The sequence below is a fragment of the Mesorhizobium sp. USDA 4775 genome (assembly GCF_054062655.1).
In genome coordinates this window covers 3,480,945-3,505,011 of the sequence record NZ_JBSSFM010000001.1, presented here as the reverse complement: position 1 = coordinate 3,505,011, position 24,067 = coordinate 3,480,945, and the positions used below count along the sequence as shown (strand labels likewise).

Annotated in this window: 27 protein-coding genes and 1 pseudogene; 3 read left to right on the top strand and 25 right to left on the bottom strand. The window is 63.3% G+C overall.

The window, feature by feature from the left end; translation table 11 throughout:
- Positions 1–66: 66 nt before the first annotated feature.
- Entirely contained in the window at positions 67–351 is a 285-nt protein-coding gene (locus ACVILI_RS16990) for a helix-turn-helix domain-containing protein (protein WP_038646288.1), read from the bottom strand.
- 282 nt (positions 352–633) lie between these two features.
- Here ACVILI_RS16990 and ACVILI_RS16985 point away from each other — a divergent pair, with 282 nt between their 5' ends.
- Complete coding sequence (locus ACVILI_RS16985; RefSeq protein WP_019857634.1) at positions 634–1,248, top strand: hypothetical protein; 615 nt, start codon at positions 634–636, stop codon at positions 1,246–1,248.
- A 163-nt stretch (positions 1,249–1,411) separates the two neighbouring features.
- Here ACVILI_RS16985 and ACVILI_RS16980 read toward each other — a convergent pair whose 3' ends face one another.
- Entirely contained in the window at positions 1,412–1,825 is a 414-nt protein-coding gene (locus tag ACVILI_RS16980) for a hypothetical protein (RefSeq protein WP_148307362.1), read from the bottom strand.
- Between the two features lie 397 nt (positions 1,826–2,222).
- Between ACVILI_RS16980 and ACVILI_RS16975 the strand changes: the two genes are divergently transcribed.
- Positions 2,223–2,501: a hypothetical protein gene (locus ACVILI_RS16975; protein WP_032921057.1), complete on the top strand. Its 279-nt coding sequence runs from the start codon at positions 2,223–2,225 to the stop codon at positions 2,499–2,501.
- Between the two features lie 109 nt (positions 2,502–2,610).
- Here the strand turns inward: ACVILI_RS16975 and ACVILI_RS16970 are convergent, their stop codons facing one another.
- The 8 genes from ACVILI_RS16970 to ACVILI_RS16935 all read right to left on the bottom strand — a co-directional run bounded on the left by ACVILI_RS16970 (position 2,611) and on the right by ACVILI_RS16935 (position 8,774).
- Positions 2,611–3,831 carry an ISAzo13 family transposase gene (locus ACVILI_RS16970; protein ID WP_038650363.1) on the bottom strand — a complete coding sequence of 407 codons (1,221 nt, stop codon included), beginning with the start codon at positions 3,829–3,831 and terminating at the stop codon, positions 2,611–2,613.
- Positions 3,832–3,912: 81 nt separating this feature from the next.
- Positions 3,913–4,215, bottom strand: a complete 303-nt coding sequence (locus tag ACVILI_RS16965) for an MDR/zinc-dependent alcohol dehydrogenase-like family protein (RefSeq protein WP_027046742.1) — start codon at positions 4,213–4,215, stop codon at positions 3,913–3,915.
- A 123-nt stretch (positions 4,216–4,338) separates the two neighbouring features.
- Entirely contained in the window at positions 4,339–4,878 is a 540-nt protein-coding gene (locus ACVILI_RS16960) for a MerR family transcriptional regulator (RefSeq protein WP_027046741.1), read from the bottom strand.
- 211 nt (positions 4,879–5,089) lie between these two features.
- On the bottom strand, positions 5,090–5,413 hold the full coding sequence (locus ACVILI_RS16955) for an integration host factor subunit alpha (RefSeq protein WP_010915609.1): 324 nt from the start codon (positions 5,411–5,413) through the stop codon (positions 5,090–5,092).
- Positions 5,414–5,515: 102 nt separating this feature from the next.
- A complete protein-coding gene (locus ACVILI_RS16950; RefSeq protein WP_019857627.1) occupies positions 5,516–6,487 on the bottom strand; it encodes a beta-ketoacyl-ACP synthase III in 972 nt (323 codons plus the stop codon).
- Between the two features lie 9 nt (positions 6,488–6,496).
- On the bottom strand, positions 6,497–7,567 hold the full coding sequence (gene plsX / locus ACVILI_RS16945; protein ID WP_019857626.1) for a phosphate acyltransferase PlsX: 1,071 nt from the start codon (positions 7,565–7,567) through the stop codon (positions 6,497–6,499).
- Positions 7,568–7,680: 113 nt separating this feature from the next.
- On the bottom strand, positions 7,681–8,229 hold the full coding sequence (locus tag ACVILI_RS16940; RefSeq protein WP_038646281.1) for a YceD family protein: 549 nt from the start codon (positions 8,227–8,229) through the stop codon (positions 7,681–7,683).
- A complete protein-coding gene (locus tag ACVILI_RS16935) occupies positions 8,229–8,774 on the bottom strand; it encodes a ubiquinol-cytochrome C chaperone family protein (RefSeq protein ID WP_038646279.1) in 546 nt (181 codons plus the stop codon). The genes ACVILI_RS16940 and ACVILI_RS16935 overlap by 1 nt, the downstream gene beginning before the upstream one ends.
- Positions 8,775–8,889: 115 nt before the next feature.
- On the opposite strand from ACVILI_RS16935, the gene ACVILI_RS16930 reads away from it, so the two are divergent.
- Positions 8,890–9,405, top strand: coding sequence for an outer membrane protein assembly factor BamE (locus ACVILI_RS16930; RefSeq protein WP_038646277.1), 516 nt, complete (start codon positions 8,890–8,892; stop codon positions 9,403–9,405).
- Positions 9,406–9,642: 237 nt separating this feature from the next.
- On the opposite strand, the gene ACVILI_RS16925 is transcribed toward ACVILI_RS16930, so the two are convergent.
- From ACVILI_RS16925 to ACVILI_RS16855, 15 genes and pseudogenes are all read right to left on the bottom strand, one after another.
- Complete coding sequence (locus tag ACVILI_RS16925; RefSeq protein ID WP_038646275.1) at positions 9,643–11,784, bottom strand: sodium-translocating pyrophosphatase; 2,142 nt, start codon at positions 11,782–11,784, stop codon at positions 9,643–9,645.
- 261 nt (positions 11,785–12,045) lie between these two features.
- Positions 12,046–12,795, bottom strand: coding sequence for an ABC transporter permease (locus ACVILI_RS16920; RefSeq protein WP_019857621.1), 750 nt, complete (start codon positions 12,793–12,795; stop codon positions 12,046–12,048).
- On the bottom strand, positions 12,792–13,730 hold the full coding sequence (locus ACVILI_RS16915) for an ABC transporter ATP-binding protein (RefSeq protein ID WP_019857620.1): 939 nt from the start codon (positions 13,728–13,730) through the stop codon (positions 12,792–12,794). The genes ACVILI_RS16920 and ACVILI_RS16915 overlap by 4 nt, the downstream gene beginning before the upstream one ends.
- Positions 13,727–14,890 carry an ABC transporter permease gene (locus ACVILI_RS16910; RefSeq protein WP_240564659.1) on the bottom strand — a complete coding sequence of 388 codons (1,164 nt, stop codon included), beginning with the start codon at positions 14,888–14,890 and terminating at the stop codon, positions 13,727–13,729. The genes ACVILI_RS16915 and ACVILI_RS16910 overlap by 4 nt, the downstream gene beginning before the upstream one ends.
- 55 nt (positions 14,891–14,945) lie before the next feature.
- Positions 14,946–15,858, bottom strand: a pseudogene (gene osmF / locus ACVILI_RS16905) (glycine betaine ABC transporter substrate-binding protein OsmF).
- A gap of 180 nt (positions 15,859–16,038) precedes the next feature.
- Positions 16,039–17,256, bottom strand: a complete 1,218-nt coding sequence (locus ACVILI_RS16900; RefSeq protein ID WP_240564658.1) for an MFS transporter — start codon at positions 17,254–17,256, stop codon at positions 16,039–16,041.
- Complete coding sequence (gene nusB, locus ACVILI_RS16895; protein WP_019857616.1) at positions 17,253–17,753, bottom strand: transcription antitermination factor NusB; 501 nt, start codon at positions 17,751–17,753, stop codon at positions 17,253–17,255. The genes ACVILI_RS16900 and nusB overlap by 4 nt, the downstream gene beginning before the upstream one ends.
- Positions 17,750–18,244, bottom strand: a complete 495-nt coding sequence (gene ribH, locus ACVILI_RS16890) for a 6,7-dimethyl-8-ribityllumazine synthase (RefSeq protein ID WP_019857615.1) — start codon at positions 18,242–18,244, stop codon at positions 17,750–17,752. Before ribH ends, nusB begins: the two co-directional genes overlap by 4 nt.
- Before the next feature lie 109 nt (positions 18,245–18,353).
- Complete coding sequence (locus ACVILI_RS16885; protein WP_019857614.1) at positions 18,354–18,971, bottom strand: riboflavin synthase; 618 nt, start codon at positions 18,969–18,971, stop codon at positions 18,354–18,356.
- 12 nt (positions 18,972–18,983) lie between these two features.
- Complete coding sequence (gene ribD, locus ACVILI_RS16880; RefSeq protein ID WP_019857612.1) at positions 18,984–20,114, bottom strand: bifunctional diaminohydroxyphosphoribosylaminopyrimidine deaminase/5-amino-6-(5-phosphoribosylamino)uracil reductase RibD; 1,131 nt, start codon at positions 20,112–20,114, stop codon at positions 18,984–18,986.
- Between the two features lie 2 nt (positions 20,115–20,116).
- The gene (nrdR, locus tag ACVILI_RS16875) at positions 20,117–20,596 is read right to left on the bottom strand and encodes a transcriptional regulator NrdR (protein WP_019857611.1); all 480 of its coding nucleotides are present in this window, start codon (positions 20,594–20,596) and stop codon (positions 20,117–20,119) included.
- A gap of 95 nt (positions 20,597–20,691) precedes the next feature.
- A complete protein-coding gene (locus ACVILI_RS16870; protein ID WP_019857610.1) occupies positions 20,692–21,021 on the bottom strand; it encodes a GlpM family protein in 330 nt (109 codons plus the stop codon).
- Between the two features lie 26 nt (positions 21,022–21,047).
- Entirely contained in the window at positions 21,048–21,626 is a 579-nt protein-coding gene (locus ACVILI_RS16865; protein WP_240564678.1) for a hypothetical protein, read from the bottom strand.
- 96 nt (positions 21,627–21,722) lie between these two features.
- A complete protein-coding gene (gene glyA, locus ACVILI_RS16860; RefSeq protein WP_019857608.1) occupies positions 21,723–23,036 on the bottom strand; it encodes a serine hydroxymethyltransferase in 1,314 nt (437 codons plus the stop codon).
- Between the two features lie 193 nt (positions 23,037–23,229).
- Positions 23,230–24,018 carry a hypothetical protein gene (locus ACVILI_RS16855; RefSeq protein WP_457102750.1) on the bottom strand — a complete coding sequence of 263 codons (789 nt, stop codon included), beginning with the start codon at positions 24,016–24,018 and terminating at the stop codon, positions 23,230–23,232.
- Positions 24,019–24,067 lie beyond the last annotated feature (49 nt).

The following is a 24,067-nucleotide window of genomic DNA, read 5'->3' as shown; positions in this document are numbered from 1 at the left end:
ATCGAAAAAACCACGGAAACCCGCCAGGCGGGCCTTGGCGGGTTCTTTTGCATGGCTGGTCCAGGCCTATGCCAGGGGTCGGCCTTGCGCGGCCGGCATCGGCACGGCGGCAGCGATGAGGGCGTCCTGAGGCAGGCGAAGCGCGGACGCAATACGACGCAGCTTCGACGGATCGGCCGCCCGGCCGTTCTCGATGTCCTCGATCTCGCCGACCGACAGGCCGCAGGTCAGGGAAAGCTCTTCCACACTGTATCCGCGGGTTTCCCGCATGGCTCTGAGGGTGGTGTAATTCGGCCCGATCTCACTGGCTAACGGTTCGGAGAGGGCATGGCTTTTTGCATTGTTGGGCATTGGCAACTCCGCTGGCTGAAAGAGTTTGATCAAAATGGAGCGTTGCCTGAGACGAGCAGGAACATGCCCGCTCGCCAGCGATTTGCCAAGAGCCAAACAGGCCGTCACGCTATCGTGAACCGGACCCGCAAGGCGATCCACGCACATCGACGCCCATCAAGTTCTTTTGAACGGCCCGGCACCTTTTTGCCCGGAGGTTTAGGCCCACCTGTTCGTTGTTCTGATGCGCCGGCGTGAAAACCATCCGGTTTCAGCCGGCCCGTTCCCAGAAGGATCCCCACTATGAACTTCAAGACGTCCCTCCTCGTGCTCGGCACGATTTCCAGCCTTTTCATCGCCGGAGCGGCGACCGCCCAGGCGGCTGACACGCTACGCGTGCGCGGCACGGTGGTCAGTTTCGAGCCGTCGCTGCTGACCGTCAAAACCCGCCAGGGCGACACCTCCGCGATCAAGCTCAATACCGGGTGGAAGATCTCCGGCGTCGCCAGCGCCTCGCAAAAGGACATCAAGCAGGGCGACTTCCTCGGCATCGCCTCCGTCTCGAAGGCGGATGGCGGCAGCGGCGCGCTGGAGGTGGTGATTTTCCCAGCCGCCCTGAAAGGCACCGGCGAAGGCGACCGTCCCTGGGATCTGCAGCCGAACAGCCGCATGACCAACGGCACCGTGGCCGACGTCACCGACATAAGCGGGCGCGCCGTGACGCTGACCTACGATAACGGGCAGACCAAGAAGATTTCCATCCCCGACGACACGCCCGTCGTGACCTTCGCCCCGGCCACGCCGGCCGATCTCAAGCCGGGCGCGACGGTCTTCGCCACCGCCCAGCGCGAGGCTGACGGGACGCTGAGTTCCAGCCGCGTCGTGGTGGGAAACAATGGCGTGATCCCGCCGATGTAGCCGAAATCAGCGGCAAGAGCCGGCTTTTCGGCCCTCACAATAAAGTGTCGGGAAGCCGGTTCCCCAGAAACACGCCGGAAACAAAATTCTACAATCGGGAAATACTGACGAAAAAAATCAGGAGCGTAATTCCATTCGCGGCGATCGGGCCATCGACCCGATTTTAAGATCTGCCGGCGAAAGAAGGAAACGATCCATGAAGAAGTCCCTCCTCTCGGCCCTCGGGCTTGCAGTTGCACTCGCTTTCACGGCGCCGGTCATCGGTGCGACGAGCGCCGATGCGGCCCCGATGGCAAAGCATCATCGTCATCACCGCGTCCATCATCACCATGTTCGTCATCACCGCGTTCACCACTACGTTCATCACCGCCACCATGTGAAGAAGGCCTACTAAATACAGACTGCCAACGAGAAGACCGGCCTTGGTTTCTTGTTCAAGGCTGGTCTTCTCCTGGTCATGCAATGCCAAGCCCGAGACCGGGCTTTCGCGAACAGGGCCAGGCATCCCGATGATGGCCAGGCCGATATCTCCTGGACAGACAGCATCGTTCTGCCGGTCGCGCCGATTGCAGCTCACGCTTCGCCAACCCGCCCTTGTGACTCGATTTTTCCTGAAGCTGAGCTATCTGCCCAATCCGGCCGCGTCCGTGCGCTCGCCATGAGCCGCGATACCTGCCCCGAGACCGCCATGCCGACGCGTGCTGGGGCGGCTGCCGCTCTGATCACATCCCCGCACGCCCATGCCGATGACATCCCCCGCGCGTCCATGCCGACGCGCTCCGTACGGGATGCCAAAGCACGGCTGATCACTGGCGCGCAAAGCCCCTGCCGAGGGCGGCGCGCATTTTTGTCCACGCCCGCATGAACCTTTCCTTCGAGGGCGGCACTAAGCCTGCATGGACGCCGGCAAGGCGATCCCCAACCAGACGGACGCCGGAAAGGCGATCCCCAATCAAACGGAAGGAAATGCAGAAATGACCAACATCTCGAGCTTCAAGCGCCTCTCGCTCGCTGCCGCCATCGCCATTTCGGCAATCGGCTCGATGTCGATGACGAATTCGGCTTTCGCCAACGGCACGCACCCCACCGGCGACGGCGGCGCGGTTTGCAAGGGCGCCGGCCACTGTCTGGTGCTCTCGATCGAGTGCAAGGGCACCTATACCGACGCCACCGATAAGAATGGCACGGTCTATGGCAAATGCAGCCAGACCGCGCAGGTTTCGCCCCAGGCCAAGATCAAGCTCGCGAAGTAACCACTGACAGCGAAGAGAATGGCGGCTCACCCTCCAAGGCCCGCCGCCATTTTCTTGTTTGAATTCCTTGTCTTATGACCGAGAGCGCCCCTTAGGACGTGTCGATAATTTATCGCGCTAATTTTTGGGATTGCGGCTTGATTGTATAGTTCCATTCACCGTGGAATTCGTTGCGAATGATGTTCAAGCTGGCCATGTCCTCGTCGGAGACTTTGATCCCGGCGGGATAGCGGTTTTCATCAAGTTCGCAACGAACGGTCAGTCCCGCCGTCGAGGTTGTGGCGCCGATGAGTTCGACGATGGTGCGATAATCGGTGAGCGGTCGTCCACGCCAGTTTCTCGAGATGAACGAGAAGAGGCGGTGTTCGATCTTGTTCCATTTGCTGGTGCCGGGCGGGAGATGGAGGACAGCGATGGTCAACCCCAACTCGTCGGCCAGCTTTTGGAGTTCGACTTTCCACAGGCGCACGCGCGAACCGTTGCTTCCGCCGCCGTCGGCGGTGATCGTCAAGGTATGAGCGTGCGCGTAGCGATCACGCCCCATGCTGATCCACCAGGAGCGTATGGCGTTGACGGCGAAGGCAGCGGTATCGTGGTCGATCCCGACGCTGACCCACCCTTTGTCATCGGCGATATCATAAATACCGTAGGGCGCGGCACGACCGAGCTTCGGGTCGACGAAATCATGGACGCGGACCGGCTCTGGTGCTCCGGCCGGTCGGTATTCACGTCCGCCATTCTTGAAGTCGCCGACGAGTTCTTTCTTCTTCGTATCGACGGAGATCGCAGGTTGACCGGCCGTAATGGCGTCCTTGACCGTCCTGGCGATGTGCTGGAACTGTGCGTCGCGATCGACGTGGCTCGATCCCTCCAGCGTCTTTCGATTGCCCTGAAGAGAATACCCAAGCGTTTTCAACAGAGTACCGACGACGTCATGACCGACACGATGGCCCATGGCGCAAAGCGCCGCCGCCAAGTTCCGCAAGCTTTTCGATGTCCACTTCAAGGGTGACATCGGATCGCCACGCGTGGCGGGGTCGACAAGCCTTTCCAGGTCGCTGAGAAGTGTCGGATCCGTCTGCGTCAAAGGTTTGCGTCCGGCACCCTTGCGCCGGATGCCGCCAAGAGCTGAATCCGGCGCCGCGCCGCGCAGTTCCCGCAATCCATATCCGATGGTGCTACGCGCGATCCCCGTTGCCGCGGACACCGCCGCGATCCCGCCCCAGCCCGCGGTGAGCGCTTCCGCCGCCGCAAAGCGGCGACGACCACGCTCGTCCAGCACGGGGCTAACCGCATCATAGCGGAGCTTTATAGCGGCGACATCGATCACCGCCCATGTCTACAAAGCAACGCAGGATTTCGGAATCCCCCAAAACGAGCTTTATCGATTCAGCAATTTATCGACGTGTCCTTAGCGCCGGCTGAACAGCAGGCTGGCGACCAGACCGAGCACCACAAGCCCAACCGCGGCGGCCGCAGCCGGATGGTCACGAGCCGATTTCTCGACCACCCTGCCCTGTTTGCGGATTGCCGGCATCGCATCGCGCAGGCGTCCCGCGAGATCCGAATACGTGTCGAAAGCGGCATCGCGGCCATCTTCATAGTAGGCGCCACCCCGCTTTGACACCGCCTTGCGCAACGCCGCGAGTTCCCTCGAGAGGGCCGCGACCTGCTTTTCGAGGTCGATGTCCGAAAGGGTCGAAAAAGATGCCATCATGCGTTTCCTTGTCTTGCCATGCGACGTCGTCTTGCTGAACGACGTCTTGCAGAAGGAAACGTAACGCCTCACCCCGAGGCGGGTTCCGGTATCGAGGCTTCAATGCGCTTCGCGCTGATGTCAGCGCACCTGGTCAAGCAGGCGCTTGCATTCCAGGAGGTCGAACAGCGCCTCCTGCAGCAGCGCGCGATTGTCGCGCGAGAGTTTCGACGAGTCCGGCTGAACCGGGCCTTCCTCATCGCTCTTGCCCAGGCCGAAAAAGCGGCGGCTCGGCTTGACCCTTGGCTGACCTACCAGCTCGTCATCGCCGCCGCGCGGCTGTGCCGCCGGCGTCAGAGGCACCTGATCGGCCTGCTTTCGTTGCGAGATCGCCTCGACGGCGGCCATGTCCCCATTGCCGATTGCAACCAGGAAATGATTGCCGTTCTCGCGCAGCAGCTTCTGCACGCCCTTGATGGTGTAGCCTTGGTCGTAGAGCATGTGGCGGATGCCCTTGATCAGTTCGACATCCTGCGGCCGGTAATAGCGACGGCCGCCGCCGCGCTTCATCGGCTTGATCTGGTTGAAGCGTGTCTCCCAGAAGCGCAGCACATGCTGTGGCAGGTCGAGATCTTCGGCGACCTCGCTGATGGTACGGAAGGCGTCAGGGCTCTTGTCCATGGGCGAAATCCTCACGCTGGAGCGTGATCCGGAACGGTCTTCAGCGAGATCAGGCTCAACAAAGAGAAGCTCATTCCGTTTGCGCGGAATGGATCATACGCGGAACACCAATCCGGCCATGCTGCCGAATCGGGCCTTATTTCAGCGGTTTGTGAAGCAATATTCAAGCCCGGCGTGATCGCGGGGCAGGTTTTCAACCGTACAATGAAGGCTATTTGCCGCCCTTTGCCTTGCTGTTCTGGTGAGAGCGCAAGATGCGGTTCTTCAGCACGTTGGACGATTTGAACGTCATCACCCGGCGCGGCAGGATCGGCACCTCTTCGCCGGTCTTGGGATTGCGCCCGATGCGCTCGTTCTTGGAGCGGACATGGAACGTCGCGAAAGACGACAGCTTGACCGTCTCGCCACGCACAATGGCTTCGCAGATTTCGTCCAGAACGGCTTCGACCAGTTCGGCGGATTCAGTGCGCGACAGGCCGACCTTTCGGTAGACGGCCTCCGCCAGGTCGGCACGCGTAAGTGTCTTTCCCCCCATGCGACCGTCCCATCAGTTCAAAACGTAAAATCGGCACAACAACGGCAGAGCCTAAGTAATTGATCCGGCAAGGTCAAGGACCGAAACCGAGCCGTTCGGCACTTACCAGCGAACCAGAACGGCGCCCCAGGTGAAGCCGCCGCCCATGGCTTCCAGGAGGACGAGGTCGCCCTTCTTGATGCGGCCATCGGCAACGGCCACCGCCAGCGCCAGCGGCACGGAGGCCGCCGAGGTGTTACCGTGCAAATCGACCGTAACCACCACTTTTTGCTCTGCTATCCCGAGCTTCTTGGCGGATGCGTCAATAATTCGTTTATTGGCCTGGTGCGGCACGAACCAGTCGAGATCGTCGGCCGATATGCCGGCGGCCGAGAAGGTTGCCTCGATGACGTCGGTGATCATGCCGACCGCATGCTTGAAGACTTCGCGGCCTTCCATCCTGAGGTGACCGACCGTTCCCGTGGTCGACGGTCCGCCGTCGACGAAAAGCTTGTCCTTGTGCACGCCGTCGGAGCGCAGGCTGGCCGCCAGGACACCGTGGTCGGCAATCGTGCCAGCTCCCTCGCCCGCCTCCAGGACAAGTGCCCCTGCGCCATCGCCGAACAGCACGCAGGTCGAGCGGTCGCTCCAGTCGAGGATGCGTGAGAACGTTTCCGAGCCGATCACCAGCACACGTTTGGCGAGCCCCCCACGGATGTAGAGGTCGGCTGTCGTCACCGCATAGACGAAGCCCGAACACACCGCCTGCATGTCGAAAGCGAAGCCGTGATGCATGCCGAGCCGGTTCTGGATCTCGACCGCGGTGGCCGGGAATGTGTTGTTGGGCGTCGACGTTGCCAGCACGATCAGGTCGATGTCATCAGGCGTCAGCCCGGCATTGGCAAGGGCGGCACGTGCCGCGGCCTCTCCCAGGGAAGCCGTCGTCTCGTCGTCGGCCGCGATATGACGCTGGCGGATGCCGGTACGCTGGGCGATCCACTCGTCCGAGGTTTCAACCATGCCCTCGAAATCGGCATTCTTCATGATGCGGCGGGGCAGCGCGGCGCCCGTGCCGCGCACGACTGATCTGATCAAAGTTCTTTCCTATTCCTTCGCGTCGGTAACGACGTCGGATTTCCGGGATGACAGGGCACGCGGGTTGCGCGCATGAAACAGGTCCAGGTCGGCTTCGATGCGGTCGAGCAGATTGTTGCGCACCATGTCATAGCCGAGCTCGATCGCCGCGGCGAACCCGTCCGAATCGGCACCGCCATGGCTTTTGACGACAATGCCGCTCAGCCCCAGGAAGACGCCGCCATTGGAGCGGCCGACATCCATCTTTTCGCGCAGGCGATCGAAGGCGCCCTTGGCGAAGACATAGCCGATCTTGGCCATCAGGGTGCGGCTCATCGCGGCGCGCAGATAGCCTGCGATCTGGCGAGCGGTGCCCTCCGCGGTCTTCAGCGCGATGTTGCCGGCGAAGCCCTCCGTCACCACAACATCGACCGTACCCTTGCCGATATCGTCGCCTTCGACAAAGCCATGATAGTTCATCGAGGCCATGTTGGCCTCGCGCAGCATGCGCCCTGCCTCCTTGACCTCTTCCTGGCCCTTGATCTCTTCGACGCCGACGTTGAGCAGGCCGACGGTGGGCCTAGCAATGCCGAATACGGCGCGCGCCATGCCGGTGCCGAGAATGGCAAAATCAATGAGCTGTTGCGCATCGGCGCCAATGGTGGCGCCGACGTCCAGAACCACGCTTTCGCCGCGCAATGTCGGCCACAATGCCGCGATCGCCGGGCGATCGATGGTGGCCATGGTGCGCAGGCAGAATTTCGACATCGCCATCAGCGCGCCGGTGTTGCCGGCGGAGATACAGGCGTCAGCGGCGCCCGACTTGACCGCTTCGACCGCCTTCCACATCGACGACTTCCAGCGGCCATGGCGCAACGCCTGGCTGGGCTTGTCGTCCATCCTGACCGCGATCTCGCAATGGAAGAATTCGCTCACCTCGGCCAATTTGGGGAACTTGGCCAGTTCGGGGCGCACAAGTTCCTCACGTCCGTAGATGACGAAGCGGATGTCGGGACGGCGAGTCGCGACCGTCATGAGCGCCGGAATGACCACGGCTGGTCCGTGATCGCCGCCCATGGCATCGATGGAAATCCTGATCACGCGGTATTTATCTCACGGTTATGCGGCAGGTCGCTTTAGTGATCGCGAAGGTTCGGCGAAAATAGCGGTTTTGGGTTTTCACACAACCGACTTTTCCATCGCGGGCGAGGTTTTCAGGATTTTCCCAGCAAGGATCGCAGTTTTTGCTGAAATTCATTCTCCACCGCTTCGGTCTCGCCGCCGGCATCCAGCGACGCGCCCGACTTGCGCGGATAGGGGTTGATCGCCAGTCCGAAGAACTGCTCGGCGAGAGCGCCGACATCGATCGTGTCGCCGGAGAATGTTTCGGGGCTGTCGGGACCATCCGCATCGAGCAGGATCTCGCCGCCGCCCTCGAACCCCTGCCGCCCAAGCTTGGAATCCTCGGGCAGCAGCAGCGCCTCGACCGGCTCGTCGATATGCGCTTCAACGGGATCGAGCGTGACGATGCAGGCTTGGGTGATATCGGCCTCGACACGGCCGCTGACCTTGACGCCATTGCGTTTCCAGGAAGCGACGAGGAGTTCGGCGCGATAGGCTTCGACTGACAGCAGCCCGTGCTCCTCGGCAAGCGCGGCGCGCTGGGCGGCATCGGCCTCGATCACCACCGGCAGGCCCTTCTGCGGCAGCCGGGCGACATTCGCGAAAAAGGAAACCGGACTAGGCGGATCAGCATGTTTCATCAAGCACCTCCCTTGGCGAGCGGAAACACCGCCGTGCCGGAAACGATCGATTGCGACGGCTGCGCGGCCAGTTGCCGGCAGGCGTCGGCGACATAGTCGGCCAGTTGCGACGCCTCCGGCCATGGACCGGTATCGGGCCGGACATTGCGGGCAAGCGCCGCGGTCAGCCCGTCACGATCGCTTCTTTCCAGCGCATCATCATAGGCGGCGGTGCGGCCATAGAACATCTTCGCCAGTTTCTTCATGCGCTTGGGCACGCCGACATCGCCAATGCCGAGTTCCCGCAGCGAATGATCGACGTCGAGAAAGAACTCGTCGATCAGCACCTGGGCGATCTCCTGCGCCACGCCGCCCTCGCCACGCAAGCGATGCTGGAACAGGAACATATGCAGCGAAAGCATCTCGAAACGGCCGAGCGGTGTGTCCGGCACATTCCAGTGGGAATAAAATACAGTCTGCCGCGCCGCCGCCACGATTTGTGCGTAAAGCGCGTCCGTTATGGCGCGGTTGGCGTAGCGTTCGCGACCAAAAAGGCGCTGGAACATGGGGATGGTCTCCCGGGGACCGTTTGTTGAATTGGCCTTGTTGCATCGGCAGGCAAGCTGGTTTACCGGTTTTGCGGCCCAGCGCAAGTTGCGGCGATATAATGGAGAATTGTTGTTGCGCGCGCTGAATTTCAAGTCGACCTTCTCGTCCAGGCCTGCCGGCGCAATCTCGCTGCTGCTCGTCGTTTCGGCGCTTTCGGCGTGTCACGCCAACAAGATGATCGGCGACCTCAATCCGAGCGAGACGTTCACGCAAGGTTACGTCTACGATCAGCAGGCCGTCGATTCGGTGCCCGTCGGTTCTAGCCGTGAGCAGGTGCTTCTGGCGCTTGGCACGCCGTCGACCACGGCGACTTTCGACAACGAGGCCTTTTATTACATTTCGCAGACGCGCAAGCGCTATGTCGCCTTCGATAAGCCTAGGCTCGTCGACCAGAAAGTTCTGGCGGTCTATTTCGGCGCCGATGGCCGCGTCACCCAGATCGCCAATTACGGCATGAAGGATGGCAAGATCTTCGACTTCATCTCGCGCACCACGCCGACTGGCGGCAAGGACCAGAACTTCCTCAGCCAGATCATCAACGGCGCCAGCAAGCTGGCGCCCGGCATCCCCGGCGGCGGCACTCCCTGATCATCAGATCCTGCTTCCCTCGGGAAGGCAGCAACATCTCAGGCGACCAAAAGCCCGTGGGAGCGATCTCACGGGTTTTTGTTTGGCCAAGGTGAGCCAGGACGGCCAGCACGGTGCAAGCCGGCGTCAAAAACCAGCGGGTCTTGGGGTTTGAAGTGAGCAACGGGCCTGATCCGGGCCAAACAAAAACCCGCGGGGATCGCTCCCCGCGGGTTTTATCTAACGGCCAGGCTCCGTTCAGCCGTGCGCGAGCACGGCCAGAAGCAGGAGCGCGACGATGTTGGTGATCTTGATCGCCGGGTTGACCGCGGGGCCGGCGGTGTCCTTGTAGGGGTCACCGACCGTATCGCCGGTCACCGAAGCCTTGTGCGCTTCGGAACCCTTGAGATGCTTGACGCCGTCCTTGTCGACAAAGCCGTCCTCGAACGACTTTTTCGCGTTGTCCCAGGCGCCACCGCCCGAAGTCATCGAGATGGCGACGAACAGGCCGTTGACGATGACGCCGAGCAGCGAGGCGCCGAGGGCGGCAAAGGCCGAGGCCTTCGACCCCGAGATCAAGAGCACGCCGAAATAGACGACGAGCGGCGCCAGCACCGGGAGCAGCGACGGGATGATCATTTCCCGGATCGCCGCCTTGGTCAGAAGGTCGACGGCTCGTGCGTAGTTCGGCTTGGAGGTGCCGGCCATGATGCCGGGATCCTCGCGGAACTGCTTGCGCACCTCCTCGACGATGGCGCCTGCCGCGCGGCCGACGGCCGTCATGGCGATGCCGCCGAACAGATAGGGGATCAGGCCGCCGAAGATCAGGCCGGCGACAACGTAAGGGTTGGAGAGATCGAAGGAAATCTCCCCCATGCCCTGGAAGTAGGGATATTTGTCGCCGTTGGCGGCAAAGAACTTCAGGTCGTTCGAGTAGGCGGCGAACAGCACCAATGCGCCGAGGCCGGCCGAGCCGATGGCATAGCCCTTGGTCACGGCCTTCGTGGTGTTGCCGACTGCGTCGAGCGCGTCGGTGGAGTGGCGCACTTCCTTGGGCAGACCGGCCATTTCGGCAATGCCGCCGGCATTGTCGGTGACCGGGCCGAAAGCGTCGAGCGCAACGATCATGCCGGCGAGGCCGAGCATGGTGGTGACGGCGATCGCCGTGCCGTAGAGGCCGGCGAGCTGGTAGGTCGAGATGATGCCGCCGACGATGACGATGGCCGGCAGCGCCGTCGATTCCAGCGAGACCGCGAGGCCCTGGATGACGTTGGTGCCGTGGCCGGTGACCGACGCCTGGGCAATCGAGTTGACCGGGCGCTTGTTGGTGCCGGTGTAGTATTCAGTGATCACCACGATCAAACCCGTCACCGCAAGCCCGATCAGGCCGCAGATGAAAAGGTTCTTGCCGGTGATGACCATGCCGGCGACCGTGCCGATCTCGCCCCAGCCAAGGCATACCGAGGTGGCGACGCCGAGGCCGACGATCGACAACAGGCCGGTCACGATCAGGCCCTTGTAGAGCGCGCCCATGATCGAACCGTTGGCCCCGAGCTTGACGAAGAAGGTGCCGACGATCGAGGTCAGGATGCAGGCGCCGCATATGGCGAGCGGATAGAGCATCGCGGCGCCGAGAATGGCGGTGCCGCCGAAGAAGATGGCGCCGAGAACCATGGTGGCAACGACCGTCACCGCATAGGTTTCGAACAGGTCGGCGGCCATGCCGGCGCAGTCGCCGACATTGTCGCCGACATTGTCGGCGATGGTGGCCGGATTGCGCGGATCGTCCTCGGGAATGCCGGCTTCGACCTTGCCGACGAGATCGCCGCCGACATCGGCGCCCTTAGTGAAGATGCCGCCGCCGAGACGGGCGAAGATGGAGATCAGCGAGGCGCCGAAGCCGAGCGAGACAAGCGAGTCAATGACGATGCGGTCATTGGGCTGCAGGCCCATGAAATGAGTCAGGATGAGGTAGTAGATCGAGACGCCGAGCAGCGCCAGGCCCGCCACCAGCATGCCGGTGATGGCCCCCGACTTGAAGGCGATGTCGAGACCCGCGGCCAGACTGTTGGAGGCCGCCTGTGCGGTGCGCACGTTGGCACGCACCGAAACATGCATGCCGATGAAGCCGGCAGCGCCCGACAGGACGGCGCCGATCAGGAAGCCGATCGCGGCGGTGATCGAAAGCAGCCACCAGGCGAGCAAGAGCACGACCACGCCAACGATGGCGATGGTGGTGTACTGGCGCGCCAGATAGGCTTGCGCGCCTTCGCGGATGGCGGCGGAGATTTCCTGCATGCGTGCGTTGCCCTGGTCGGACGCAAGGACCGAACGTGTCGCCCAGATAGCGTATAGGACAGAAAGCAAGCCGCAGGCGATGACGGCGGAAATAATGGTCATTGCCGATTTTTCCTCGATTGTTGGCCCAAATGAACCCCTCCCTGGGCCGATGAGACAAAGATGGAATCCCGCGAACGGAATCCGCCTCTTCGCATCGGTGTATGCGAAACAGTGCCGCGAACGTCAAGATATTGTTCAGTTTTTGCCCGGCTTTCGCCCAAAAGACAAAAGTCGCGACGACCCTGCCTGGCGCGGTCCTCATTTAGATCGATTGAAATGACCCAAAGGATCGTGCCGACAGGCCGTCAGCATCCCGAAGGACTACTCCGCCTCACGTCCCATGCGCCGCGCCGCATAGCGCTCGATCGCCGACAATCCGTCATAGATCAGCACGGCAAGGGCCGCCACGATCAGGCCGCCCTGCAGGATGAAAGCAAGATTGTTGGACAGAAGGCCAGCGATGATCACCTCGCCCAGCGTCTTGGCGGCAACCGTCGAGCCTATGGTGGCGGTGGCCAGGCTGATCACCACCGAGAGCCTGATGCCGCCCAGGATGATCGGCGCGCTGAGCGGCAGCTCGACCTTGGTGAGCCTTTGCCAGCCGGTCATGCCCGAGCCGCGCGCCGCCTCGACGACATTGGCCGGCAGCGTCGTCAGCCCGGTCAGAGCATTCTCGAAGATCGGCAGCAGGCCATAGAGAAACAGCGCGATCAAAGTCGGCTTCTCGCCGAAGCCGACAGCCGGCACGGCGAGCGCCAGGACCGCCACCGGTGGGAAAGTCTGGCCGATATTGACCAGGCTGCGCGACAGCGGCAGGAATTCGGCGCCCGCCGGCCTGGTGACAAGGATGGCCAGAGCCACCGCAACGATGGTCGCGGCGACGGTGGCGATCAGCACCGTGCGCAAATGCAGCAGCGTCAGCGTCAGCAGGCTGCCCTGATTGTAGATCACCGGCGCGTTGTTCTCGGTCAGCGGCTTGAGCATCGGCTCAAACCAGCCCGGACTGGTGACGAACGCCACAAGCAACACCACCAGCGCAAGCCTGAGCAGCAAAGGCAGCCAGGCTTTCATGCCGGCCTCGCCGCCCGCTTGACCAGCCCATCCACCGTAACGCGGCCGAGCGGCCTGCCGTCGGCGCCTTTGACCGGCAGCGCCGGCCGGCCTGTCCATAGGAGTTCAGCCAGCGCATCGCGCTGGCTGGCATCGCCGGGGATGGCTTCGCCCTCGGCGGCGCCGTTTTCCACCGCGTCACGCACCCGTCCGAGCGACAGCAGCCTGAATGGCCTTTCGCTGGCGCCGACCAGGGTCTCGACGAAGCTGCTGGCCGGGTTTGCCAGGATCTCGGCGGGTTTGGCGTATTGCACGAGCTTGCCGGCATCCATGACGGCGATCTTGTCGCCCATATGCACGGCCTCTTCCATGTCGTGGGTGACGAGGATGATGGTGGTGCCGAAGCGCTTCTGGATCGCCAACAGATCCTCCTGCGCCTTGGTGCGGATGATCGGATCGAGCGCGCCGAACGGCTCGTCCATCAACAGCACGTTGGGTTCGGCGGCGAGCGCGCGGGCCACGCCGACCCGCTGCTGCTGGCCACCGGACAGTTCGTGCGGGTAGCGCGGTCCGAATTCCTGGGGGTCGAGCTGATAGAGTGTCATCAGCTCATCGACGCGCGCCCTGATGCGATTCTTTTCCCAGCCAAGCAGGACCGGCACGGTGGCTATATTCTGCGCCACGGTGCGATGTGGAAACAGGCCGTGGCCTTGGATTGCATAGCCGATGCTTCGGCGCAGTTCGTAGCCCGGCACCGAACGATTGTCGGCGCCGTCGAGCTTGATAATGCCAGCGGTCGGTTCGACCAGCCGGTTGATCATGCGCAGCAGCGTCGTCTTGCCCGAGCCCGAGGTGCCGACAATGACGGCGATGGTACGTGGTTCGATGACCATCGAGACGTCGTCGACGACGGTGGTCGTGTCATAGCGCTTGGTGATGCCTTCGATCTCGATCATGCCGTTTCAACCCTGCGCTTGGTGGCGGTCATTTCGATCACTGCGTCGAGGATGATGGCGGCGGCGAAGGCGAGCGCCACGGTCGGCACCGCGCCGAGCAGCACCAGGTCCATCGCGGTCTGGCCAACGCCCTGGAAGACGAAGACGCCAAAGCCGCCGCCACCGATCAGCGCTGCGATGGTGGCGAGGCCGATGTTCTGCACCAGCACGATGCGGATGCCGGTGAGGATCACCGGAAAGGCCAGCGGGAATTCGACGCCGAACAGGCGCTGGCGGTCGGTCATGCCCATGCCGCGCGCCGCGTCGTTGGCGGCGCGCGGCACGCCAGCGAGGCCGACCACGGTGTTGGCCACAACCGGCAGCAGCGAATAGAGGAACAGGGCGACGAAGGCCGGCGCGGTGCCGATGCCACGAATGCCGAGCGCGGCCGCTCCAGGCACATGCGTGGCGATCCAGCCGAGCGGCGCGATCAGCAGGCCAAACAGCGCGATCGAAGGAATGGTCTGGATGATATTGAGCACGTTGAGCACTCCGGCCCGCAGCCTTTCGACACGATGACAGAGTATGCCGAGCGGTAGGCCGACGACGACCGCCGCAAGCAGCGAGCCAAGCGCCAGCGTCACATGCTTGGAACCTTCGGCCCAGAAACTGTCGGCGCGGTTGGCGTATTCCTTCAGGATGGAAAGGTCGTTCCAGGCTCCCGACACTAGCAGCAGCCCGATGGCCACGGTGGCGGCGACCAGTACAGCGACGCGGGCCCAAGGCGACAAGTTCAGGCGCGTCAGCACGTCCGCCAGCAAAAGCGTGAAGGCGAAGATGAGTACCCAGAAACCGGAGGCCGGCGATACCCTGGCAAAGGTGTTGCCGGCCGGCGTCAAGAATGTGCCGGCAACTCCGACGAGCAGCGCGAGCGCGGCAAGCGCCACGACACTGGCCGCAAGGCGCAGCATAAGCGGTGTCCTGAAGAGCGCCATGAGCGCCGCGACGATCACGATAGCCATCAGCAATGGCCCGGCGGTTGCTGGCAGCGCCTCGAGAATCGAGCGCGCCTGGCCCGGAGCGATCCGATTGGCGCGGAACGTGGCGAAGGGAGCGAGGAACGCCGCATAGGCCGCGATCGCGGCAATGACCACGCCGAGCTTGTCGAAACGGATCTTCACGCCCTTCCCCGTCGGTCGTTCCGGCGCGCCACGCGAGCGGCGCGCCGGAATCGTCCTACTTCAGAAAGCCGTTTTTCTTCAGGAAGTCCTCGGCGACGCCCTTGACCGGTTCGCCGCCAACCTGCACACGGACCGTTTAGCTCCTGTAGCGTGACCAGGTCGAGCTTGGCGAAGACCGGCTTCAGCAGCGTCTCGATCTCGGGATGTTGCTTGAGTACGGATTCACGGATGATCGGCGCCGGCTGGTAGACCGGCTGAACGCCCTTGTCGTCCTCAAGCACGACAAGGCCGGATGGCGCGATGCCGCCATCGGTGCCGTAGACCATGGCGGCGTTGGCGCCACTGGTCTGGTTGGCGGCCGCGGCGATGGTCGCCGCCGTGTCACCGCCCGAAAGCGTGATCAGCTGGTCCGGCTTCAGCGTGAAGCCGTAGGTGGTCTGGAAGGCCGGAAGGGCGGCCGCCGAATTGACGAACTCGGCGGAAGCCGCGAGCACCACCTTGCCGCCGCCGGCGACGTATTTGCCGAAGTCCGAAAGCGTGACGAGCTTGTTCTGGTCCGTCACTTCCTTGCGCAGGGCGATCGCCCAGGTGTTGTTGGCCGGCGCCGGCGACAGCCAGACGATCTTGTTGGCGTCGTAGTCGAGCTTCTTGGCCGTCTCATAGGCCTTGGCGGCGTCCTTCCAGACCGGGTCATCGGCCTTCTCGAAGAAGAAGGCGGCGTTGCCGGTGTATTCGGGATAGATGTCGATCTCGCCGGCGGTGATCGCCTTGCGCACCACCGGCGTGCCGCCGAGCTGAATGCGGTCCGATGTCTTGATGTTGTTGGCGTTGAGAACGAGCTGGATGATGTTGCCGAGCACGCCACCCTCGGTATCGATCTTCGAAGAGACGACCACCTGAGCACTGGCGGAAGTTGCCGTGATGGCCAGCGCCAATGCCGCGCCGGCGAAACCCTTGACTGAAAACATTGTGAAAACCCTTTGCTGTGAACCGGAATGCGGCGGCCGCATATGAGCATGGCTTCAACGGCCAGTCGGGGCACACGGTTTCATAACAATAGGCACAGACGCAATAATTTTGTTTCAGATCGGCAAATTCAACCGAAGCAATCCTGACAGCATCATGTCAGCTCGACAGCAGTTCAGGGATCAGGTGCGCGCGTTGCGCGGGGCCGTCAACTTGAGCGCGCCGAGGGCCACGAAGCACAGAACTGTGACCGGAAAGATCATCCAGTTCAGCATCTCCCAACCCCAGGCGTTGTAGACCATGCCCGACAGCAGCGACGCGCAGGCGACGGAGCCGAACAGGACGAAGTCGTGGAACCCCTGCACCTTGCCCTTATCCGACGGCCTGTAGCTGGCCGCGACCATGGCGGTGGCGCCGATGAAGCCGAAATTCCAGCCAAGGCCGAGCAGGATCAGCGACGTCCAGAATTGCCACAGCGCCAGGCCCGACAAGGCAACGGCAGCACAGCCGATGAGCAGGATCAGGCCGATGGCGACGATGCGCTCGGCGCCGAAGCGATGGATCAGCGAGCCGGTGAAGAAGCTCGGCGCGAACATCGCCATGACGTGCCAGGAAATGCCAAGCGTCGCATCGTCCTCCGACAGGCCGCAGCCGACCATGGCCAGCGGCGCGCCGGTCATGACGAAGCTCATCAGCGCATAACTGCCGACGGCGCAGAACAGTGCGGCGACGAAGCGCGGCTTGGTGACGATTTCGGACAGGGGCCTGGCATCGCCGCCGGAAACGTCAACCTTGCTCGCCGCCTTCGCCGGCAGGCGCAGAAACGACAGGATAATCGCGCCCACGGCTGCCAGCGGCAGGATGGAGGCGAACGATCCGGCAAACATCACCGGTGCGAACAGTTCCCGGGTGAAGATGACGATCTGTGGCCCGAGGATGGCGGTGATAATGCCGCCGGCCAGCACAAAGGAGATGGCGCGCGCCTTGAACTGCGGCGGCGCATTGTCGGCGGCGGCGAAGCGGAATTGCTGGACGAAGGCTCCACCGATGCCGATCACCAGCAACGCGAACGCGAACAACCAGAAACTACCGTGGAAAAGCGCCAGCGTGGCAATCAGGCCGCCAAGCGCGGTGACGACAGTCCCGGTCATGAAGCCGCCCCGCTGGCCCAGTTGGCGGATAATGGCCGCGGCGGGTAAGGCGCCGAGAGCGACACCGACATTGAAGCCGGTGATCGGCGCCGTCGCCAGCGATTTGTCGGCACCGAGCAGGTATTGGCCGGCCAGCGCGCCCATCGAAATGGCGATGGGCGCCGCCGAGCCGATGATCGCCTGTGAGGCGGCGAGAATCAGCGCGGTGCGCCGCGCCTCCCTGCCCGTCTCAATGGCGATAGCCGTCACGATGCGTCCTTGCCGCGCCCCTCGCCGCGCACCCGGCGTGACACGCGGTCGAGCACGGCATTGACCAGCTTCGGCTCGTCTTCCTCGTAGAAGGCCTTGGCTATGTCGACATATTCCGAAACGATGACCGCCACCGGCACGTCTTCGCGCTTCATCAATTCATAGACGCCAGCGCGCATAATGGCGCGCAGCGTCGAATCGAGCCTCGACAGCGGCCAATCATCGGTCAGCGCCTGGCGGATGACTGGATCGATGGTTTTCTGGTTCTCGACGACGCCGGTCAGGATGGCGCGGAACCATTGGGCGTCCGCCTCGCGATAAAGCGCGCCGTCGACTTCCTTGCCAAGCCGGAACGCCTCATATTCGGCGGTGATCTCGAAGACGCCGCTGCCGGCGACATCCATCTGATAGAGCGCCTGCACGGCGGCCAGACGGGCCGCGCCACGCTTGTTGGCATGGCGCACAGCGGGCTGTCCGGGCGAAGCGGGTTCGCTCACGATCGCGCTCCCAATTGTTCCTTGAGCGCGATCATGGTCAGCGCCGCACGCGCGGCAAAGCCACCCTTGTCGCCTTCCGAGCGCTTGGCCCGCGTCCATGCCTGCGCATCGTTCTCGGTGGTCAGGATGCCGTTGCCGACGCAGACCGAGTCCTGCACGGACAGGTCCATCAGCGCGCGGCTGGATTCATTGGCGACGATATCGAAGTGATAGGTGTCGCCACGGATGATCGTGCCGAGCGCGACAAAACCATCGTAATTTGTGCCGCCTTCCGCCGCGCCATCCAGCGCGAAGGTGATCACTGCGGGAATTTCGAGCGAACCTGGAACGGTGACGACGTCGTAAGTCGCGCCCGCTTCCTCGAGCGCGCTCGTCGCGCCGTCGAGCAGCGCGTCGGCAAGGTCGTCGTGAAAGCGCGCTTCGACAATCAGCAGATGCGCCTTCGCCTTCGGACGAATGAAGGCTTTGCCGTGTTGGGATGTACCAGCCATAAAAGTCTCCGGGGGGTTGCCGGTGACTTAGGCCGAAGCCAGATTGATCGCAAGCAGAAGATTGCTGGAGGGTGCCAGACGCGTTGGACCGGCCGGTTCGGCAGACTTGCTAGAGCCCCTCTTTCGCCGCCTCGATCAGCCGCGCGGCGTAGCGGGCCATGGTGTCGATCTCGAGATTGACGCGGTCGCCGAGCTTGCGCTCGCCCCAGGTGGTCACGGTCAGCGAGTGGTGGATCAACAGCACGTCGAAGCGGGTGCCCTCGACCTTGTTGACGGTGAGCGACGTGCCGTCGAGTGCGACGGAGCCCTTTGGCGCGATGAATTTGGCCAGATGGCGCGGCGCCTCCAGCGTGAAGCGCACCGCGTCGCCCTCGTCCTTGCGCTCGACGATCTCGGCGGTGCCGTCGACATGGCCCGACACGATATGGCCGCCGAGCTCATCGCCGATCTTCAGCGCCCGTTCGAGATTGACCTTGCTGCCGGATTTCCAGCTCGAAGCCGTGGTCAGCCGCAAGGCCTCTTCCCAGGCCTCGACCTCGAACCAGCGCGCGTTCGAGCCATGTTCGGGCAGCGCCGTGACCGTCAGGCAGACGCCGCCGCAGGAAATCGAGGCGCCGATGGCGATGGTTTCGGGGTCATAGGCGGTATCGATACGCAAGCCGACGCCTTCGCTGAGCGGCTTGATAGCCGCGACGGTGCCGATATCGGTGACAATTCCGGTAAACATCGATGCTGATCCCTAGAGGTCCCTTACCCACTCGGCGTAGCTGTCCTCGCCAAAACGCATCTCGCGCAGTTTGCGGAAGCCTGCCGGGATATGGTCTGCATCAACCGGCGATGCAATGCCATCCTCGCCGATCGCCTCCGGCCCCTGGAACAACACGATGCGGTCGACCAGATCTTCGTCGAGGAATGCCTTGGCGACCTGGGCGCCGCCCTCGACCAGCACGCTTGCCATGCCGAGCGCCGCCAAGTCTTCGAGCAGTTCCGGCAAGGCGACGACGCCGTCATGGGTTTCGGTGCCGATGAAGCGTACGCCGGCGCGTTCGAGTGCAGCGCGACGGTGCGGATCGGCCTCAAGACACGCAGCGACATAGAGCGGCACGCGGTCGACACCGGAAACCAGCTTCGAGGCTTCCGGCAGCCGGATCTGGCGATCGAGGATGATGCGCGCCGGCGAACGGTTTTCCAGCCCCGGCAGTCGCACAGTCAGCGCCGGATCGTCTTCCAGCGCCGTGCCTATGCCAATCAGGATGGCGTCGGACTCCGCGCGCATCAGATAGACATCGCGACGCGCGATCTCGCCGGTGATCGCAACCTGGCCGGCGCCTTTCCTGCCGATCTTGCCGTCGCTCGAAAGCGCAAGCTTCAGCGTCACTTCCGGGCGTTTTCGCAGAGATCGAATCAAATAGCCTGCCATCTGCTCGGCGGCTTCCGTGGCCAGCACCTTCTCCACCACCTCGATGCCGGCGGCGCGCAGGATGGCATAGCCCTTGCCGGAGACACGCGGATCCGGATCGCTGGCAGCCCCTACGACGCGCGCAATGCCGGCATTGACCAGGGCATTGGCGCAAGGCGGCGTGCGGCCGTGATGGGCGCAAGGTTCCAGCGTGACATAGGCGGTGGCACCACGCGCGAGCTCGCCGGCCTCGGCCAACGCCTCGGTCTCGGCATGCGGCCGGCCGCCAATGGCGGTGACACCGGTACCGACGATCATCGGCCCCTCGCCGTCATCGCGCACGATCAGCGTGCCGACAGAAGGGTTGGTGGAGGTGCGGCCAGCATTCCTGCGCGAAAGCCGCAAGGCGGCGGCCATGAAACGACGATCAAGGGCCGCTTGTTCGGCCTCGCTCAGTTGCGATGCTGCCATGCTCAGCCGGCGTCCTCTTCACTCTTGTCTTCGTCGCCCTTCAGCTCGCCCAGGAGTTCATGGAAATCCTTGGCCTCGCGGAAATTGCGGTAGACCGAGGCAAAACGCACATAGGCAACGTCGTCGAGCGACTTCAGCGCCTCCATGACCAGCCGGCCGACCTCGCCGGAGGCCACTTCCGTCTCGCCGGAGCTTTCGAGCTGGCGCACGATGCCGGTCACCGCGCGGTCGATGCGTTCGGGATCGACATTGCGCTTGCGCACCGCGATCTCGACCGAGCGCAGCAGCTTGTCGCGGTCGAACGGCACTTTCCGGCCCGACTTCTTGACCACGACCAGATCGCGCAACTGGACGCGCTCGAAGGTGGTGAACCGGCCACCGCAATCGGGGCAGATACGCCGCCTGCGGATCGCCGCGCCATCTTCGGCGGGGCGCGAGTCCTTCACCTGCGTATCTTCGGACTGGCAATAGGGACAGCGCATGGAGAGCCTTGGGTTCGCGAATCTGGTGAGGCGAAAGGCTTAGAGCCTTTCCGACCGGGATTGAAGCCGTTGCGTCTCTTCAACGGACTGCAGCATCAGAGATAGCGAGGCGCGAGGAAGATTGCCAGCGCGGCAACCAGCCAGACGGCGATGCCGCCGGCAACAGCCAGGCGATAGTCGACCTTGTCTATGAACAACCAGCAGGCGCCGAGGAAGGCAAGATAGGCGGGAATTGTCTTCATTCCGGCAAGGCAGGCATCGCGAAAACCGCCCGGATCGCCTTTGGCGCCGACGGCGAGCAAGGCAATGACGGCAAAGGTCGGCGCCAGCGGCAGGATACCTGGCAGGACATTGCCCCGTTTGGACGCCCAGACGATCAGCGCCGTCACCAGCCCGCCGACCACACCCTTCCAGACGATGTCCATCCGCGGTCCCTACCGCGACCAGGCCGTCACGGCGCGACGTCCTTGGTCGGGAAGCCGCAAGACGTCCCGAGGTTGCGGTAGGCCTTGGTGAAGCCGTCCATAGGGATGCTGGCGAAGGCCTGCTTGCCGAAAGTCACGTCGAGCGAGACGACCTGACGCATGGCTCGCAGGAGCGCGAGACTGGTCTTGGCCTGATTGTCGACCGTCCAGCTCGGACGGCCGATGCCGGCATCGTTGGAATAAACCGTTGCCGAAACCTTGACCCCGGGATCGCCGAACGTCGCCGCGATCTTCTTGCCGGTAGGCAGTTGCTTGTTGTCGACGGTGAGCATGATGGCCGGATAGGCATCAGGCGGCAGCGCATCGCCGGTCGAGATCGACAAGGTCAGCGTACCCGAATTGCCGCTCGCATCGTAGAACGCCGTCGAAGCCGCGCAGGTCTTGTGCGCATCCTGGCCGGTATCGAGTGTATCGACCATGGTTGTCCATCGGCCGAAGGTGCTTGTGACAGGCATGTCCGGAGCGGGCTGTGTCTGCGCCGAAGCAGGTCCATAGACGGCCAGCCATCCCACAGCGCCGAGCAAGGCGATACGAAAATTGCGCATCATCGTTTCTCCAGTTCCATGCGCCACCCGATCAGGGGTGGCGCACCGCCGGCGGATAAAAGATGACGCTTCGCGCCTGGTCAATCGATAAGGATGTCAGCCGAGATAGGGATAGAGCGGAAACCGATCAGTCAGCGCCACGACCTTGGCCTTGACCGCCGCCTCGACCGCGGCATTGCCCTCGTCCGAATTGGCGACCTTGAGACCATCCAGCACTTCGGCGATCAGCTTGCCGATCTCGCGGAATTCGGCCTGGCCGAAGCCGCGCGTGGTGCCGGCCGGGGTGCCGAGACGCACGCCCGAGGTGACGAAGGGCTTTTCCGGGTCGAAGGGAATGCCGTTCTTGTTGCATGTGATGTTGGCGCGGCCAAGGGCTGCCTCGGCGCGCTTGCCGGTGGCGTTCTTGGGGCGCAAATCGACCAGCATCAGATGGTTGTCGGTGCCGCCGGAGACGATGTCGAGGCCCGTCTCCTTGAGGCTCGAAGCCAGCGCCTTGGCGTTGGCGGCCACACTCTCGGCATAGACCTTGAAGCTCGGCTTCAACGCCTCGCCGAAGGCCACCGCCTTGGCGGCGATGACATGCATCAGCGGGCCGCCCTGCAGGCCGGGGAACACCGCCGAGTTCATCTTCTTGGCGATGTCTTCGTCGTTGCACAGGATCATGCCGCCGCGCGGGCCGCGCAGCGACTTGTGCGTGGTGGTCGTCACCACATGGGCGTGCGGCAATGGCGAGGGATGCACGCCGCCGGCGACCAGGCCCGCAATATGCGCCATGTCGACCATCAGATACGCGCCGACCGCATCCGCGATCTCGCGAAAGCGCTTCCAGTCCCAGATGCGCGAATAGGCGGTGCCGCCAGCCAGGATCAGCTTCGGCTTGGTCTCATGCGCGGTCTTCTCGATCGCGTCCATGTCGAGCAGATGGTCTTCCTTGCGCACGCCGTAGGAGACAACCTTGAACCACTTGCCGCTCATGTTGACCGGCGAGCCGTGGGTGAGATGGCCACCGGAATTGAGGTCGAGGCCCATGAAGGTGTCGCCGGGCTGCAGCAGCGCCAGGAACACCGCCTGGTTCATCTGGCTGCCGGAGTTCGGCTGGACGTTGGCGAAATTGCAGCCGAACAGCTTCTTCGCCCGCTCGATGGCCAGTTCCTCGGCCACGTCGACGAACTGGCAGCCGCCATAGTAGCGCTTGCCCGGATAGCCCTCGGCGTATTTGTTGGTCATGATCGACCCCTGCGCCTCGAGCACCGCACGGGAAACGATGTTTTCCGAGGCGATCAGCTCGATCTCATGACGCTGGCGGCCAAGCTCGTTACGGATGGCGCCGAAAATCTCCGGATCGGCGTCTTCCAGCGTGGTTTCGAAGAAGGATTCGAATTTGTTCGACGCTGCCGCTGCTGTTGCCATGGCCTGAAATCCTCCGGTTCGGGGCAATTTGCTTATGCTTATCGTTGCCCCAAAACCGCTGCACACTTTTGGGCGACACGCATTGCCGCGCCATTAACACAGTTGTTTTCGACCCGCCACGTTTGCGGCGCGAAATTTGCTGGCCGGTTTGCGGCAGAGACTGCAAATCCGCGGCCGCTGAGCACCGCCGGTGCTATTTCCGTGTCTGCCTGCCGTTCAAAAGGGCTTCTGTCAGGGTGATCTCGGTGAACAGCGCCCGCGCTGTGTGGTCGTTGATCTCGCCGCGGCGAAGCATGGCGCGCAAGGCGTCACGCTCGGCGGAGATGCCGGCGAGCCTCAGATCGATCTCCAGCCTTCCCGCCTCGCGCACCTCGGCGCGCGCCTCATCGGCCTCGTCGGACGCCGCGATGCGGCGCCGGTAGGCAGCGACAATGCCGTTGGCGGCAGCGAGCTTGAGGCCTGGCACATCGCCCTCCTCTTCATCGGTCTGCGCGATGCTTTCGAGGTGGGCGATCGCCGCCTTCGCCGCGCCGACACGCGCCATGCGTTCCTCGGCGGCGCCGGCGTCTTCGCCGGGCTCGACCAGGCCGCGCGCGATCACCGGCAACGCCAGGCTGGCGATGACCAAGGAACAGATGATGACGCCGGCGGCGAGGAAGATGACCAGGTCGCGCGCGGGGAATGGCGAACCGTCCTGGAGGGCCAGCGGCAGCGACAATATGCCGGCCAGCGTGATGGCGCCGCGCACGCCCGCAACCGATCCGGCGAGCCGCACCCGCAGGCCGAACGGTTCGGCCTGCCGCTTGCCGAGCCGCGCCGCATAACCCGCTGTGATGTCGCCAATCCAGATCCAGACGAAGCGGAGCGCGATCAGGCAAAGGGTCAGCAGCAGAACCGTCAGGACCGGCTCCAGAAGCCAATGGCGGCTGGACAGTTCGGGCGGCACCTTGCGAATGATTTCGGGAAGCTGCAGGCCAAGCACGATGTAACAGCGCGCCGTTGAAGACGAAGGAAAACGTCGTCCAGAGCGA